We start from the raw sequence: 15,530 nt of genomic DNA on the forward strand, positions 1-15,530 counted from the left end.
ATTAATTTTCCAGAGCCTCGCTCAAGGGTATATTTTTTATTTTGGCAGAGGCTCTTAATTTATCTTTTCTGGGAAAATTCATTCCGACATTGGTCATGATACATTCATGATAACAAAACGATAAGTAGATGTTAAGGAAAAGCTTTGTTTTAAGTATTTATAATTGCTTTAATATTATTGACATAAAAAGCATAAGAATAGTAAAATCATTGTAATCGATTACAAAATACATAAAGTTCAAATGAATTTACTTTAGAGAGATTCTCTTAAACTATCAACAATACATTATTAAGGAGCTGTTGCCCGTGTTCACTTCATTAACACCTTTGGATTGGAAAAGACGAGCTGTAAAATATTACCCAAATAAAGTTGCTGTTATTGATGGCGAGAAAAAATTTACGTATAAACAATTTTCAGAACGGACGGATTTACTATCAAAAGCATTATATCAAGCCGGGATCAGGGAAAAAGATCATGTTGCAGTTATGTTGCCGAATACCCATTATATGCTGGAATGTTTTTACGGAATTAGCCAATTAGGTGCCGTAATGGTTCCGTTAAACTATCGAATTTCCTCTTCTGATATGGAATATATTATCAATCATAGTGATGCGAAAATGCTTATAGTTGATGCCGAATTTGCCATGGCAATTGAAAAAATTAAAGATCAATTAGTTTTGGATCAAATTATTATCGTCGCAACCGATGGGTTTGAAACGTCTTTAAACGGGGTCGACTATGAGGATTTTATTAATCACGCTCCCGACATACCATTACCGAAAGTGGAAATTGATGAAAGACAATTGTTAACGATAAATTATACAAGTGGAACTACATCCCGGCCTAAGGGCGTTATGTTAACTCATCGAAACAATTATTTAAACGCAGCTGATTTTTTATACCACTTGCATGTTGGGCATGATGATGTTTATTTACATACATTACCGATGTTTCACGCCAATGGTTGGGGAGGTGTTTGGGCAATTACCGCGGCAGGAGCTACACATGTTTGTTTACGAAAGGTTGACCCTCCTGTTATTTTGCGTTTATTTGAAGAGCTCAAGATAACTTTACTCTGCGGGGCGCCGACTGTTCTTAACATGCTTGTAAATCACCCGGCTGCAAAAGAAATAAATATCAAAACGAGCCCCCGAATGGCCGTGGCAGGTTCACCACCAGCTGCTGCATTAATCCAAAAAGCTCAAGATATTCTTAACTTGGATATTATCCATGTATATGGGTTAACGGAGACATCTCCATTTATTTTATATTGTGAATGGAAAAGGTCGTTTGAAAACAAAAATTTGGAAGAACAGTCCACGATAAAAGCACGTCAAGGAATCGAATTAATCTTTAACGGTGAGACAAAAGTGATCCGTCCAAATGGTGAAGAAGTGGCATGGGACGGTCACGAACTCGGTGAGATTGTTGCCCGCGGGAATGTCGTAATGGAAGGTTATTATAAAGATCCGGATAAAACACGGGAGGCAATTGTTGATGGTTGGTTCCATACCGGTGATTTAGCCGTAACCCATCCAGACGGTTACATTGAAATTCGCGACCGGGCGAAAGATATCATCATCTCCGGTGGCGAAAATATTTCATCAACAGAGGTTGAAGGTGTATTATACAGGCATCCTGCTGTTTTGGAAGTTGCTGTTATTGCGGTGCCCGATGAAAAATGGGGAGAAGTTCCGAAAGCTATCATCGTTCTTCAACCCGGAGCAACCGTTACCGAACAAGAAATCATTGATTATTGTCGCGACAATATGGCCCATTTCAAAGCACCTAAGTCGGTTGATTTTGTTGAATCTTTGCCAAAGACAGCAACAGGTAAATTACAAAAATACCGGTTGCGACAAATGTATTGGCAAAGTTCAAAAAATGTTAACTAAACGTTTATTGATACAGATGGGAAAATCCAACTTAAGGAGTCATAAAAACCGGGCATGTAGCCCGGTTTTTAGAAATCGCCTCCCTTCCTGTCACCACTTTATGATTTTGGCTCTATTAATTTAAAATATGTTTTATCATTATATTGATTAATCTTTTTATGCTTTGCCACGATTTTGCCTTCATATAAAGATTGTCCGGTAGATAAATCACCGATAAATAAAGAATATCCATCATCAATCGCATTAATAATATAAATTTTGCCATTCAAAACAGTAATAAACGGTTCTGCGTGTAAATCAACATAGTCAGTATTTCCGAATGTCTGAGGAACATTAAATAAAATCTTTTCACGCCAAGTCCCAGTCTCAATATCATATGGAACCACTTCCAGGCGATTATCAATCTGATTTTGCAAAAATACGGTCGAATTATGTAATGATGCCGCATCAACCATTCCTAATTCCTCATGATTTATTTTTTCCAAGACTTCCTTTTCAAAATTATAAACATAACACTCACTTGCTAATATTTTCTCTTCAACTTCTTTTGTATTTTCGTTCATCTCTTCTTGAACCCTTTGCAATAAAAATAAGGCATATTCACTTGGCTTTAAAGAAAGGCTATCATTATTTATAGAAAATGACGTCCAGTTTCCATTTTCTGCTTCTTTACTACTTTTTAAAATAACATCGTCACGGATGAGCTTTTTTTCTTTTATATCAAAAACATAAAGATGTGCCTCCTCACTACTGTCCTCGCTATAGTTATTTGTCAATACTTTTACCTTACCATTCATCAACTGTACATCATTTATGTTAATCGTATAATAATTTTCACCATCCGGTATGGCCACTTCAAAGGCTACTGTTTCATTTGTTTTTTTATCCAATACTTCTATAAGAAATTCATTTTTATTTGTCATACCGCTAAACGTGTTCTCAATTTGATATTCAGCATAGGCCAGCCAAGCTTTATCTTCATAAAAATTTCCCGGATTTAACACTTTTTGCCGCAAAAAGTTCTTATGTTCCTTCATTATTTTTTCAAACTGTGATGGAAGTTCCACTATTTCAGTAATAATACTATCATAGTTTACATTCATCGTTTTTCCGTTCAAAATCTTAAATGAATAGAGAATGTCATTTACATTGTAATCACCATGAATGACTAAATCTTGCAATTCCTTTTCATCCCCGCTTATTTTTTTTACCTCAAATTCAGGAACGGTCCGTGATGCAAAACTGCTACGAATATAGTAAGTTCCGACCGTAATGACGGTAATGATCAAAACAACAATGATTTTCCAATATTTCTTCATCCGAGAAGCCCCCCATCAAACTCTGATTTTGTATTTTAATAGGTAATTTCCAATCCATACTGCTCCAATTAATACAATGATACCGGCAATAACTTCCATAACAAACAGCTCCACCGGGAAAAAATAATAATTAAGTACAAAAGTATCAATCAAACGGGGCATCAAGAAAAATCCGACAGAAACGAGTCCATAAGAAATACCAAAAATAATCCCTTTCAGACGATAGCAGCGTTCAAATAAAATTGCCGTAAACGTAACGCAAACCGCAACAATCCCCATCCCATAAAATAGTAAAAAATCTATTAAGGAACCTGGAAGAATGACCGACAAATAATTAAAATCGGTATATTCCTTTATAGGCAGATCCACCCGAAATTCGGCAGGAACAATCCATTTCATTATTTGCATTTCAATCAAGAACAAGAGAAGTTGAAGGGCAACTAATCCAAAAACAAATATTAGGATTGCCGTCGCTTTCGCAAAGTACAGGTTCAATCTTGCAGTTGGAAGCATTAGCAATCGATAGATAAACGAATTTTTACCGAGCCAATCACGATACCAAATAAAAAATACATAGATTAGAAGAACAACGACACATAATGCAATCGACCAATAAAACCAATTGGATTGAACGACTCTTTGCATTGTAAACGCTTCGTAATTTTTAATAAAATCGGCTTTAGACATCATATCACCATAAATAACATTCTTGGCCTCCCGCATATATCCTCTTGACTCCACAATAACTGCGAAAATTTGCATTATAATCGTTACGATAACGAGAACAATGTATAATTTGAAAAAACGATTGAACTCAAAATTGACAAGTTTCAAATACCGATTCATGATTCATACACCTCCCGCAACACATCAATGACTGATTTACCCTCTTTTTCTCGGACTTCTTCAACATGAAACTCTTTCAACACTACACCATTGTCTATCAGAACGACTTTATCAATCAGATGCTCAATATCATTAATTTCATGGGTGGTAATAATAACCCCTCTATCTTCAATTAGGTGACTGGTAAACACATTTGCAATTTCTTCACGACTAAAAATATCTATCCCGGAAAACGGTTCATCCATTAATAAATAGTCAACATCTAAAGCCAAACCAAGCAGTATATTCACTTTAGCAGTGTTTCCTTTTGATAATTCACTAATCCGCTCTGTTTCTTCTAATTTAAAAAATTCAAGCAGCTCTTCTGCCCGTTTTTGATTCCAGCTTTGATAAAAATCGGCCATGAAGGCAAAAGCATCCCCTATTCGCATCTGCGGAGGCATCGTTATTGTATCTGGAATAAAGGTGATTTTTTCATAACTGTCTTTTGTAAGTTTACTTCCATCAATGAAAATTTCCCCGCTATTAATTGGGATTAACGACATAATTGCTTGCATAATCGTTGTTTTTCCTACACCATTAATCCCGATTAAACATGTAATTTGCCCCTTTTCAGCCGTAAAGGAAACTCCCTTTAATACTTCTTTCCGACCAAATTTTTTTGTTACATTTTTTACTTCAATCATGGGTATGCCCCCTTGCATAATCAGCCTTTTCATAATATTCCTTGACTATATAAAGAACTTCCTCAAGTGGTACATTAATTGTACGCACGGAATGGACAAATGTTTCAACCGCTTCCACAATCAACTCTTTACGCACTTTTTTCAAAACCCCTTCATCTTTTGTAATCCGACTTGGTAAATTCCCCTCTGTAAAAATCAACCCTTGTTCCTCCATTTCCTTATACGCTCTTTGTGCCGTATTGGGATTAATTTTTAATCGGTGAGCCAGTTCACGTCTCGACGGGATTTCCTGCCCCGGTTCAAAAAAGCCTTTTGCAATTTGTTCCTTAAAATAGCGAACCACTTGAACGTAAACAGGATCCCGATTATTAAATTTGACATTCATAGACAGTCCCATCTCCTATAAACATAGTGTGTAATCATCTGCACCACTTTTCGTAAAATATAGATCTGTATTAATCACTTAATACAGGAAAGGCACACCATTTTGCAATATTTCAATACAACTCGTGTTAATGTATTAACTATTTCATACACCTAATTTATTATAACACCGTAAATTTTCATGGACGATGTATGTAAATCTAAATTTTATACTGTACTAACCCCATAATACATCTTCATGTGTATTATACGGTTAATACACAACAATGTCAATTCTCATTTTCTTAATTTTTCAGATGAAAAATAAACATAAAAGAACCGGTTGTTTATCCGGTTCTTTTGGTAAGTGATTTAAATGATTGATTTCTACAATAATTTGCTGATTTGGTCTACGGCTATGATGGCGTTCGCCACATCTTCCGGAGTAATTTCACCGGAAAGATTTCCCATTGTTTCCCCTTCAGCAGTAGCTCCTGCACCCACTTTTAATAAATCTTCATAAGTCGCGTTTTCCAAATGTAATTCTTTTAACGTCACAGGGAGATCAAGTTTTTGATAAAATCTCATATATTTCAAAATCTCTTCAGTTGACTGGTTTTCTAATACTAATTGAGTCAATGTTCCGTAAGCCACTTTTTCCCCATGAGTCAGATGGTGAATATCACCTTTTAATGCGGTAAACCCGTTATGAATGGCGTGGGCAGCTGCCAATCCGCCGCTTTCAAAACCAATTCCGGAAAGTAATGTGTTTGCTTCCACCACCGCCTCTACTTGACTCGTAACGATTCCTTTTTTAACTGCTTGGTATGCAGCCTCACCATATGTAAATAATGTTTTTTCACAAGCTTCAGCAATGGCCCGGGCTGCGATGCTAGGTTTGCCGCCGGACATTGCCTCTCCATTACTTTTTATTGTTGCTCTTGCTTCAATCCAAGTGGCCATCGCATCGGCTATTCCGGAAGCAAACAAACGAGCAGGCGCTTTAACCACAACTGCAGTATCGACAAGAACAAGATCCGGATTTTTCTTATAAAAACGATAAGATTCGAACCTTCCCTCATCCGAATAAATGACGGAAAGACTGCTGGTCGGAGCATCAGTTGAGGCTGTTGTCGGTACAATGATTATATTTTGATTCAGCTCATCCGCTACCGCTTTTGCAGTATCAAGTGTTTTTCCTCCGCCAACACCAATGACAACATCAACCCCGTTTTCTTCACCCATTCCTGCAACTCTTTTCACTTCATTTGTTGACGCTTCACCGTTAAATTCAATATAGTGATAATCTAAGCCGCTTTCATTGAAGCTTCCAATGATTGTTTCTTTCGTTATACCCCATACAATTTTATCAGCGAGAATTAAAGGTTTTTTACCAAAATCTTTTGCATATGTACCTATACTTTTTAAAGCACCTTTTCCTTGCACATATTTACTCGGTGAAATAAAAACAATATTTGCCATTTTTTCCACTCCTTTTTTATGCTTCATTATATTTCCTTTAAAGGGAAATAACTTTTTACATTATTAATTATATCACAAATTGTCATAAATAAATTTCCTTTTATATACTGCTTCCTATAAAAAAATCAATTATCTTTGCCAAATTAACATAAATAAATCTCTTTTTATAAACTGTTCAATTTGAAAAAATTTAATCCCCGCGTTTAGGACGGGGATTAAATGGAGCAGTTATCCTTCTCTTTTTATCCGCTTTCGTATGATAAAAATTATAATGAAAGCAATAATACCAAGTAAGAAGAAGAGTGGTAAATACCCAAAAAGAAAAATAAATAGACTCGAAAACGCACTAATTAAAAAATTGATGCTCTTCTTAAATTGCTCCTTTGTTTTTTCCCATGTTTTTAATTGACTATCACCTAAATTTTTCACTTCAACTTTATTTTCCTCAATTGAAATCGTGACCGTTGCTAAATCAGCTTTATTTTCCAAATAGTTCATTCGACCCTTGATGGTTTCTATTTCTTCCTGAACTTTAGCCAAGTCTTTGGAAATAGCTAATAAGTCTTCTGTTTTTTCCGCTTGTTCCATGAATGAAAGTAATCTGCTTTCAACCGTTTGTTTCGATTTCAAGCGTGATTCTAAGTCAATATATTCTTCGGTAACATCTTGACCGGTAATGGAACTGTCCACAACTTTCCTGCTGCCTTTTTCAACCAGTGAAATAAAGTCACGAAATTTCTCTTGCGGGATTCTTACTGTTACTTCACCGTAGGGAGAATTCGTTTCCGGATTTTTGGACATCATCGACTCGACAACATATCCCCCAAACTCATGAACATTCTTCGTAATCTCATTAAGCGTTTGATCGTAATCTTCCACTTGAATACGGAGATGAGCATTATAAATTATTTTTCGCTCAAAATTTATATTTACAGTTTCATTTAACAGAACTTGATCGTCTTCTTTTTCTGTAGCATCGGTTATACCCTCAGTCTGTTTTCCACCCTCTGTATTTGAAACAGAAAAATTTCTGGATATGTCCTTCTTTTCAATAGCAGTGGAGTCACTTGATTTACTTTCCTTTGAATGATTGCTGCAACCTGTAAAAAACATAACAGACAAAAAAACCAATAGAAAATACAAAATTTTTTTCATTATAACCACCTTTTTTTGAAATTTCAATCAACCATTCCTATACTTATTCCTCTCCTTATCTATATTGACCGAAGTTTGAAATAATAGTTACAAAAAAAGAAAAGCTTAGGGCGACCGGAGCTAGACAATAAAAATTAATTCAAAATTTTTCACCTGTATTTTTTACTATCTTAGCGTAAAGAAAACTCGGCGATTGCCGAGCCTTTAGGCAAGAGCAGAGCCGTAGTTCAGCGAAAAAACATTTTCGCTTGCGAGGTAATGCTACCGAAGTCTTTCAGTGCACTTATGCGTTAGGAAAGTAGAAATTGAAAAATTTATACTTTCCTATTAGTTAAAAAAGGACCCTCTTAAGAATTTCTTCTCAAAAGCGGTTCTGAATTTTGCAAAATTATTTTGCTGTATAGCCTCCATCCACAAGTACGGTCGTACCTGTAACAAATTCATTTTCACACAAGAAAACAATTGCATGAGCTATTTCTTCAGGTTTGCCTAAGCGACCGATCGGATGTCTTGCTACCAAACTATCATAAAAATCGCCTAATGCTTCTTTATTTACCATACCTGTTTCCACATAGGCCGGTGCAACAGCATTCACTCGAATCCCGTGGTCTCCATACTCAACAGCAAGGGATTTGGTCATTAAATTTACAGCACCTTTACTGGCATTATAGGCCATAGCACCCGGTTCACCGACAGAACCAAGAATCGAAGCCGTATTCACAATTGCTCCGCCACCTGTTTTTAACATTTCTTGAATGGCATATTTACAACCGTAGAATACTCCGTCTTGGTTAATACTAATCACACGTTTATACTCTTCATCCGTTAATTCATGGGAGGCTTTTAAAATACCAACACCGGCGTTATTGACCATTATATCTAATCGTCCAAAGCGCTCAACGGTTACTAAAACTAATTTTTCTACCGATTTTTCATCAGATACATCCACATTTTCAAATACAACATCAGCATATGTATCTTTCAATTCCTTTTCAACTTTACGACCTGCTTCTTCATTATAGTCTGCAAAAACAACTTTAGCCCCTTTTTCCAAAAATGCTCTTACAGTAGCCAGTCCAATTCCGGAAGCACCACCTGTAACAATTGCAATTTTGCCCTTTAAATCAAACATGAAAATACCTCCTTGTAATATATGATTATTACAAATTTATTATACCTAATTGTTAGCGCATTCACAAATGATACCTTGTCCACCAAATCGGCCAGATCAGGAAAGTCTCTCTCCCACCTACTTCCTTATTCATTCGAATTTTGAGGTGGGAGCCCTTGACTTGCCTTTTCAATCTGCTCTTGCCCCTGTATATTGTCCTATTCTCTTACTTGTCCCTTGCCCTTGATAATAAATTTGCTGGATGTTAATGCTTTTAATCCCATTGGACCGCGGGCATGAAGCTTTTGCGTACTAATCCCGATTTCTGCTCCGTAACCAAACTCAAATCCATCGGTGAAGCGAGTGGAAGCATTATGGTAAACGGCTGCGGCATCAACATTTTGTAAAAATATGGCCGCTTGGTCCTCATCTTCTGTAATGATCGCTTCAGAATGTTTTGTGCCGTATTTATGAATATGGGCAACTGCTTCTTCTAGACTATTCACTAATTTCGCACTTATTTTTAACGCTAAATATTCTTGATACCAATCTTCCTCCGTAGCCGGGCGGGCAGGTGGGAAGGCCTGACATATTTTTTCATCCCCGTAAATTTCCACTTGATGAGCGTGTAACACTTGTAAAAGCTCAACGCCATATTTGTCAAACCAATGTTGATCGATCAATAAAGATTCCACTGCATTACAAACGGAAGGACGTTGCAATTTCGCATTTAACACGATTTCCTTTGCCATCTCAAAGTTTGCCGTTTTGTCGATAAAGATATGACAATTTCCGGCACCGGTTTCAATAACAGGAACCGTTGCCTCTCTTATAACTGTTTGTATTAAGGCTTTACCACCTCTTGGAATTAGCACATCCAAATAATCATTTAATTGAAACAAAGCTTTAGCCGTTTCTCTGGAAGTATCTTCAATAAATTGGACAGCATCTTTCGGAATTGCGGTCTTATCCAGGGCTCGATGAATCGAATCAACTAAAGCAAGATTAGAAAACTTCGCCGATGAACTCCCCCTCAAGATGATTGCATTTCCCGTTTTTAGGGCAAGGGTTGCCGCATCAATCGTTACATTTGGTCTTGCCTCATAAATCATGCCAATCACACCGATAGGAACCCTTTTTCTTTGAATAAACAAACCATTTTCTTTCTTGATCGTTTCCAGTACTTCACCAATCGGATCAGCTAAATCAACGACTTGTTGGATTCCCTCTACGATTCCATTTATCCGCTCTTCATTTAACATGATCCGGTCAAGAATTGCATCTGACATCCCTTTCTCTTTTCCTAATTGTAAATCTCTTTTATTTGCTGATAAGATGACATTTTGATCTACCAATATTTGTTCTGCAATCTTTTTCAGCGCTTCGTTTTTTTGCTCGCTTGTGATCCCGGTCATTTTATAGCTGGCTGTTTTTGCCAATTTCCCTTTTAACAGTACTTCATTGTTTTGTACAATCTGTCCCATTTCTTTTCCCCCATTCATCAAATATATCAAACCTCTTATATGACTTTTTTTGCTTTTACCCAGTTATCGCGATGAATAACCTCCAATGAGGACTCATTATCTTTTCCTTGTCGATATTTTTCTTCAAGATAATTTTTTAGTTCTGCTGAGGAACAACTTACTTCACCTTTGCCAATAAAACCTTTCGCCCCGATGACTTCAACAACATCCCCTTTCTCAAAAGTACCAGTGACTTTAAATACACCTGGCGCAAGAAGACTTTTTCCATTATAAAGGATCGCTTCGACAGCACCTTGGTCAACATAGATTTTCCCGGAAGACTCAGAATGAAGAGCAATCCACTGCTTTTTTGTATTCAAGGCATGATGTTCGCGATTAAAGATATATGTTCCATTTCCTTTTCCGTCGATAATTTCCAACAGCTTATTTTTTCCGTTGCCCATACCGATAAATACGGAAACACCAAGAGAAAGAGCCGTTTGTGCAGCTAAGAGTTTTGACTTCATTCCGCCGGTTCCCACTTTTGAACCTGTGGAATCAGCTCTCTCCAACATGTCTTCGGGAATACCTTCTAAAAAGTAAAATTTCTTCGCATTCGGATTGGTACGCGGATTCCCATCATAAATTCCGTCAATATCCGTTAAAATAATCAGTCTGTCTGCATGAATGAATCCACTTACTAAACTTGACAACATATCATTATCACCGAATGTTAATTCATCAACAGAAACCGTGTCGTTTTCATTAATGATCGGAACAATCCCTCTTTCTAAAAGCTCAGTAATCGTTGCATAGGCATTTCGATAACGGTCACGATTGGAGAAATCTGACCTTGTTAATAAAATTTGAGCAGCAGTAATATTATATTCACTAAATTTTTCCATATATGTTTGAATCAATAGGCTCTGACCGACACTTGCAGCCGCTTGTTTCCCTTTCAACGTAACCGGTCGACTCGGATATCCTAATTTTTTGAAGCCTGCAGCAACAGCACCTGATGACACTAAAATGACTTCATGATTGGCTCCCAACAAAGTTGCAATCGCATCAACATGATCAGTCAATTTATCCTGGTCAATTTCACCTTTGTGATTGGTTAATGAACTGCTTCCAATTTTTACAACAATTCGTTCTTTTGACATTTTCATTCCCTCTTAAAAATTTTTAAAATAAAAAGCCCAATCATCCTGAAAATTTCAGGACGAAAGAGCTTATCTTCCGCGGTACCACCTTGATTGAGCACAAAAATATTGTACTCCGCTTCTTTCTCTAACGCGAATTTGCGCCCATGGTTTTGCCATGAGACTCGGAAGGCAGGTTCTGCAGTTTGAATATGACGGAATTTTGCAGCCACGAATCCCGCTCTCTAACATATCAAGTTCTACATACTAGTCCTTCGTTACCGATCCATATACTTTTATATTTATTATGGAGAGATTCTTTTCGGATGTCAATATAGATATGCGGAAAAATTTTTTCTATTCCTCACTTTTTAAAAGACTTTTTAAAAGATTGAAAAATAACTTTAATGAAAAACTACTTTTCTAACTTATTCGAAAGTTCATGATTTAGAAAGTTTAGCTGCTCTGCCATTTCTGCAACTTGGTAAGACACCTTAGAGATTTCATTAAAGGTATGCTGGAAGTCAAATAGGTTTTCTTGTATTAATGGTTGAAATAGTGTGAATGTATTATGGTAATATGGTTACAAACGGAGTATGGATATCTGTCCGACTTATGACATTATTTGAAATTGGGACAATGATAAGGACTTCTGGCATAGCAGGGTAAAAAACACATCCATAATGTTCTCACTATGGATGTGTTGTAATACATATGTTCTTTTCTAAAAATAAATGGTTTGGTAGGAAACTATTTTTCTTTTGAAAATATACTAATTTTTTACTCTACCGATCCATTCCTTAAAGATTCCTGTTCAATTAAAATGCTGCTGTCCAGCCACCGTCAACAACTAGTACTGTACCATTGACAAAGCTGGATTCATCCGACGCCAAGAATAATGCAGCTTGGGCAATTTCTTCCGGTTCACCAGTACGCGGTGAAACAGCATGAGCCACTCCGGCACGACTTAACCCAAATTGATTCACATTGGTCATTGAAGCAGAAATATTTGTATTTACCGCACCCGGGGCAATTGCATTACAGCGGATTCCTTCTTTTGCATACATAAAGCCGGTATTTTTTGTTAATCCGACAACAGCATGTTTCGAAGCACCATAAGCAGCTCCGGCGTGTGCTCCGTTCAATCCGCCGGTTGAAGCAATATTAATGATGATACCCTTCCCTTTTTCCAGAAAAATTGGAACTGCTTTACGCATTGAACGCATAACAGCTTTTGTATTTACATCAAATATTAAATCCCATTTTTCTTCTGAAATATCTCCGACCGGTTCAAAACCATCCATAATTCCTGCATTATTTACCAGTATATCCAATGTGCCAAATTCGTTGACTGCCGTATCAATCATGTTTTCAATATCAGCTAATTTTGCCACATTCACTTCGATTGCTTTAGCCGTACCACCATTTTTGACAATTTCCTCTACAACCTGTTCTGCACCTGCTATATTTAGGTCAGCAACAATTACCTTTGCACCTTCTTTTGCAAAAACTTGGGCAATCGCTTTCCCCATTCCTGAGGCTGCTCCTGTCACCACTGCAACTTTTCCTTCGAGTTTCATATTAAACATACCACCTTTTTCATATATTAGTACGACTTGAAAATAAAGCGTTTTCAATATTTCTAATAGCAGTCTCTACATTTTTCACATAGTCGCCTACACATTTTCATTGTACTGTTCTATAATGAACATATCAATATACAAATTGTCCATGCTTTGTTCAATAATGAGCATCGCTTGAAATGTTTGTATAAATATAGAAAAATAATAGACAATCAGGTGGTGTTTTGTTGATGACTGTTGATCGACGAATTAATAAGTCCAAAACTGCTTTAAAAGAAGCATTATTAATATTAATGGAGAATAAAGACTTTAACAAAATTACAATTACAGACATTGTCAACATTTCTAATTTAAATCGAGGAACATTTTACAAACACTACCAAACAAAAGAAGAATGACTTGGGGATCTAATTGAAGAAGTATTAGAGGATCTCATTCGTTCATACCGGGAGCCTTATTTACAAAAAGACATACTTGGGATTAGTGACCTTTCATCATCCTCAATCAAAATTTTTGAACATGTATTTCTATATGCGAAATTTTATAAAATTACTATTCATTCAAATGTTCTACCCGGGTTTCAAAATAAAATTTGTCAAGTTTTAAAAAATTTAGTTCTTCAGGATTTGACGACAAAAAGTGGTTTACTAAAAAATATTAATCCAGAAATCTTTTCCTCCTATATTGCCTATGCAATTTTCGGATTGATTGTTGAATGGGTAAATGGAAACTTTTCTTATACTCCGGCATATATGTCAGAACAATTAATCGGAATTTTATCGTATACAACCTTCATAACTTGAGGGACAGATTAATTCTTTGAAAATCTGTCCCTGCCTGACTTTTATTTCTTATTGAACCTGAAACATCATCAACAATAAACTCTTTATCGATTCTAATGTTGCAACCTGATGAAGGAACCTCTCTCAAGATTCGAGCCGGTAAAATAGGTTGAAGGAGATATCTCCATAATCGACATCAAGGCTGCAGTTTGTACTAATCACATTTTATTTTGCTGCAATCACCTCAATTTCAATGCTGACATTTTTAGGGAGACGACTGACCTCAACCGTTGATCTAGCCGGGCGGTGTTCGCCGAAATGCTTGGCATAAGCCTCATTAACTAATGTAAACTCATCCATATTTTTTAAGAAAATAGTCGTTTTAACAATATGATTGAGCGTTAATCCAATGCTTGCCAAAATCGCCTGAATATTTCGCATCACCTGGTTAGTCTGAGCAACAATATCACCCTCGATAATTTCATTTGTTTCTGGATCAACTGGAATTTGACCTGACAAAAAAATAAAATTTCCCGCTTCTATCCCTTGTGAATACGGACCAATTGCCTGCGGTGCATGTTCTGTATGTATTTTTCTTAACATAATTCATCCTCCTAAAGTAAAAAAATAATAGTAACCCTATTATAATAAAATATTTTGCTTAATAAAAATCATTTTTAAATGTGTTTAATTCCACAGTTCTATAATTCCAGTAGTTTGATATTCTGCTTTTTACCCTTTACTAACAGCATGAAGCATTATTGCCACATATTCGTCACAAGTTTGTTATAATAGAGAAAACTTTTTTGATACGAATGAACAATCAACTTGTTGTTTGTTCTAAAAAACATCATAAAATTGTCGAATAGTGATTGGTTTCATTTCGTTTTAAATATTGGAGAGGGTGTGTATGAATCGATGGATGAACGCTTGTTTCGTGATGCAATGGGGAAATTTGCGACAGGGGTTACTATTGTCGTCACAGAGATAAATGAGGAAATATTCGCAACAACAGTAAATGCATTTATGTCCGTATCTTTAAATCCCATGCTAATATTAATTTCTTTAAACAAAACTTCACAAACATTAAATAAAATAAAACAGCGTGGGTTATTTACTGTGAATGTTTTAAATAAAGATCAAATAAATATTTCAAACCACTTTGCTTCAAAAAAGAAATCAACTAAAGAAATCGAATTTGATTTCCTCGATGGAATGCCTGTAATTCCTAATACTTTGGCACAAATCATCTGTACGGTTTCGTCTGAATACGAAGAAGGAGATCATGTTTTAATCGTTGGGAAAGTCACTAATTTACAGATATTTGAAGGAGAGCCACTTATCTTTTTAGAAGGAGGTTATCGGACATTAAAAGAAAAACCGGGACAAGCGTAAAACTTTTTTTCCCACTCCTAACGGAAAGTCAAAGAATCCCGTTTGAAGATTTGAGTCGATACAATAGGTGGTAGAAGAAAAGCCCGCATGCATCCGATTTGTTTAACAACAAACAGTGAGGGATATCGATTCCCCACTGTTTGAAACTTCCTATATTGTTCTTTGTTTATCCGGGACAACCGGAATTGTATGTTTATTTACTCGAGTTTTGCACCTTTAAAACCAATTAGTCAACGAAACTTATTCTCGTCGTCATTTTGAGGCGAGAAATGCTCTATTTTGGCGACGAGACCTTTTCTCGTCACCAT

At 36.2% G+C, this 15,530-nt stretch carries 16 protein-coding genes; 4 read left to right on the forward strand and 12 right to left on the reverse strand.

Going from position 1 to position 15,530, the window contains the following annotated elements; genetic code table 11:
- Positions 1-305: 305 nt before the first annotated feature.
- Positions 306-1,895, forward strand: a complete 1,590-nt coding sequence (locus tag LIZ98_RS13450) for a long-chain-fatty-acid--CoA ligase (RefSeq protein WP_227139950.1) — start codon at positions 306-308, stop codon at positions 1,893-1,895.
- 98 nt (positions 1,896-1,993) lie between these two features.
- On the opposite strand, the gene LIZ98_RS13455 is transcribed toward LIZ98_RS13450, so the two are convergent.
- The 11 genes from LIZ98_RS13455 to LIZ98_RS13505 all read right to left on the reverse strand — a co-directional run bounded on the left by LIZ98_RS13455 (position 1,994) and on the right by LIZ98_RS13505 (position 13,042).
- Positions 1,994-3,214 (reverse strand): hypothetical protein, encoded by a 1,221-nt coding sequence (locus tag LIZ98_RS13455; RefSeq protein WP_041902126.1) that lies wholly within the window; start codon positions 3,212-3,214, stop codon positions 1,994-1,996.
- Between the two features lie 15 nt (positions 3,215-3,229).
- Entirely contained in the window at positions 3,230-4,060 is an 831-nt protein-coding gene (locus tag LIZ98_RS13460; protein WP_041847442.1) for a hypothetical protein, read from the reverse strand.
- Complete coding sequence (locus LIZ98_RS13465) at positions 4,057-4,746, reverse strand: ABC transporter ATP-binding protein (RefSeq protein WP_041847441.1); 690 nt, start codon at positions 4,744-4,746, stop codon at positions 4,057-4,059. Before LIZ98_RS13465 ends, LIZ98_RS13460 begins: the two co-directional genes overlap by 4 nt.
- Complete coding sequence (locus tag LIZ98_RS13470) at positions 4,739-5,131, reverse strand: GntR family transcriptional regulator (protein ID WP_227139948.1); 393 nt, start codon at positions 5,129-5,131, stop codon at positions 4,739-4,741. Before LIZ98_RS13470 ends, LIZ98_RS13465 begins: the two co-directional genes overlap by 8 nt.
- A gap of 365 nt (positions 5,132-5,496) precedes the next feature.
- Positions 5,497-6,591, reverse strand: coding sequence for a glycerol dehydrogenase (locus tag LIZ98_RS13475; protein ID WP_041846548.1), 1,095 nt, complete (start codon positions 6,589-6,591; stop codon positions 5,497-5,499).
- A 228-nt stretch (positions 6,592-6,819) separates the two neighbouring features.
- Positions 6,820-7,746, reverse strand: a complete 927-nt coding sequence (locus LIZ98_RS13480; RefSeq protein WP_041902129.1) for a DUF4349 domain-containing protein — start codon at positions 7,744-7,746, stop codon at positions 6,820-6,822.
- Between the two features lie 388 nt (positions 7,747-8,134).
- The gene (locus LIZ98_RS13485; protein ID WP_041847438.1) at positions 8,135-8,878 is read right to left on the reverse strand and encodes an SDR family NAD(P)-dependent oxidoreductase; all 744 of its coding nucleotides are present in this window, start codon (positions 8,876-8,878) and stop codon (positions 8,135-8,137) included.
- 197 nt (positions 8,879-9,075) lie between these two features.
- A complete protein-coding gene (locus tag LIZ98_RS13490; protein WP_041847437.1) occupies positions 9,076-10,341 on the reverse strand; it encodes a glutamate-5-semialdehyde dehydrogenase in 1,266 nt (421 codons plus the stop codon).
- Between the two features lie 35 nt (positions 10,342-10,376).
- Positions 10,377-11,483, reverse strand: a complete 1,107-nt coding sequence (proB, locus tag LIZ98_RS13495; RefSeq protein WP_041847436.1) for a glutamate 5-kinase — start codon at positions 11,481-11,483, stop codon at positions 10,377-10,379.
- 2 nt (positions 11,484-11,485) lie between these two features.
- A complete protein-coding gene (locus tag LIZ98_RS13500; RefSeq protein WP_034769292.1) occupies positions 11,486-11,695 on the reverse strand; it encodes a hypothetical protein in 210 nt (69 codons plus the stop codon).
- Positions 11,696-12,280: 585 nt separating this feature from the next.
- Entirely contained in the window at positions 12,281-13,042 is a 762-nt protein-coding gene (locus LIZ98_RS13505; protein WP_034769278.1) for an SDR family oxidoreductase, read from the reverse strand.
- A 230-nt stretch (positions 13,043-13,272) separates the two neighbouring features.
- Here LIZ98_RS13505 and LIZ98_RS13510 point away from each other — a divergent pair, with 230 nt between their 5' ends.
- Both LIZ98_RS13510 and LIZ98_RS13515 read left to right on the forward strand, forming a co-directional pair.
- Positions 13,273-13,443 carry a TetR/AcrR family transcriptional regulator gene (locus LIZ98_RS13510; protein WP_251242348.1) on the forward strand — a complete coding sequence of 57 codons (171 nt, stop codon included), beginning with the start codon at positions 13,273-13,275 and terminating at the stop codon, positions 13,441-13,443.
- Positions 13,444-13,548: 105 nt separating this feature from the next.
- Positions 13,549-13,848 (forward strand): TetR-like C-terminal domain-containing protein, encoded by a 300-nt coding sequence (locus tag LIZ98_RS13515; RefSeq protein ID WP_268875753.1) that lies wholly within the window; start codon positions 13,549-13,551, stop codon positions 13,846-13,848.
- A 204-nt stretch (positions 13,849-14,052) separates the two neighbouring features.
- On the opposite strand, the gene LIZ98_RS13520 is transcribed toward LIZ98_RS13515, so the two are convergent.
- Complete coding sequence (locus tag LIZ98_RS13520; protein WP_034769276.1) at positions 14,053-14,430, reverse strand: RidA family protein; 378 nt, start codon at positions 14,428-14,430, stop codon at positions 14,053-14,055.
- Between the two features lie 315 nt (positions 14,431-14,745).
- Between LIZ98_RS13520 and LIZ98_RS13525 the strand changes: the two genes are divergently transcribed.
- Positions 14,746-15,222, forward strand: a complete 477-nt coding sequence (locus tag LIZ98_RS13525) for a flavin reductase family protein (protein ID WP_216407027.1) — start codon at positions 14,746-14,748, stop codon at positions 15,220-15,222.
- Positions 15,223-15,530 lie beyond the last annotated feature (308 nt).

This window comes from Caldibacillus sp. 210928-DFI.2.18, from assembly GCF_020554505.1.
Lineage (GTDB): Bacteria > Bacillota > Bacilli > Bacillales > Caldibacillaceae > Caldifermentibacillus > Caldifermentibacillus hisashii.

Coding starts and splice junctions, on each gene's coding strand:
- LIZ98_RS13485 (WP_041847438.1), bottom strand. CDS start 8,878: ATGTTTGATTTAAAGGGCAAAATTGCAATTGTTACAGGTGGTGCTTCC.
- LIZ98_RS13505 (WP_034769278.1), bottom strand. CDS start 13,042: ATGAAACTCGAAGGAAAAGTTGCAGTGGTGACAGGAGCAGCCTCAGGA.
- LIZ98_RS13465 (WP_041847441.1), bottom strand. CDS start 4,746: ATGATTGAAGTAAAAAATGTAACAAAAAAATTTGGTCGGAAAGAAGTA.
- LIZ98_RS13455 (WP_041902126.1), bottom strand. CDS start 3,214: ATGAAGAAATATTGGAAAATCATTGTTGTTTTGATCATTACCGTCATT.
- LIZ98_RS13480 (WP_041902129.1), bottom strand. CDS start 7,746: ATGAAAAAAATTTTGTATTTTCTATTGGTTTTTTTGTCTGTTATGTTT.
- LIZ98_RS13490 (WP_041847437.1), bottom strand. CDS start 10,341: ATGGGACAGATTGTACAAAACAATGAAGTACTGTTAAAAGGGAAATTG.
- LIZ98_RS13520 (WP_034769276.1), bottom strand. CDS start 14,430: ATGTTAAGAAAAATACATACAGAACATGCACCGCAGGCAATTGGTCCG.
- LIZ98_RS13470 (WP_227139948.1), bottom strand. CDS start 5,131: ATGAATGTCAAATTTAATAATCGGGATCCTGTTTACGTTCAAGTGGTT.
- proB (WP_041847436.1), bottom strand. CDS start 11,483: ATGTCAAAAGAACGAATTGTTGTAAAAATTGGAAGCAGTTCATTAACC.
- LIZ98_RS13525 (WP_216407027.1), top strand. CDS start 14,746: ATGGATGAACGCTTGTTTCGTGATGCAATGGGGAAATTTGCGACAGGG.
- LIZ98_RS13475 (WP_041846548.1), bottom strand. CDS start 6,591: ATGGCAAATATTGTTTTTATTTCACCGAGTAAATATGTGCAAGGAAAA.
- LIZ98_RS13460 (WP_041847442.1), bottom strand. CDS start 4,060: ATGAATCGGTATTTGAAACTTGTCAATTTTGAGTTCAATCGTTTTTTC.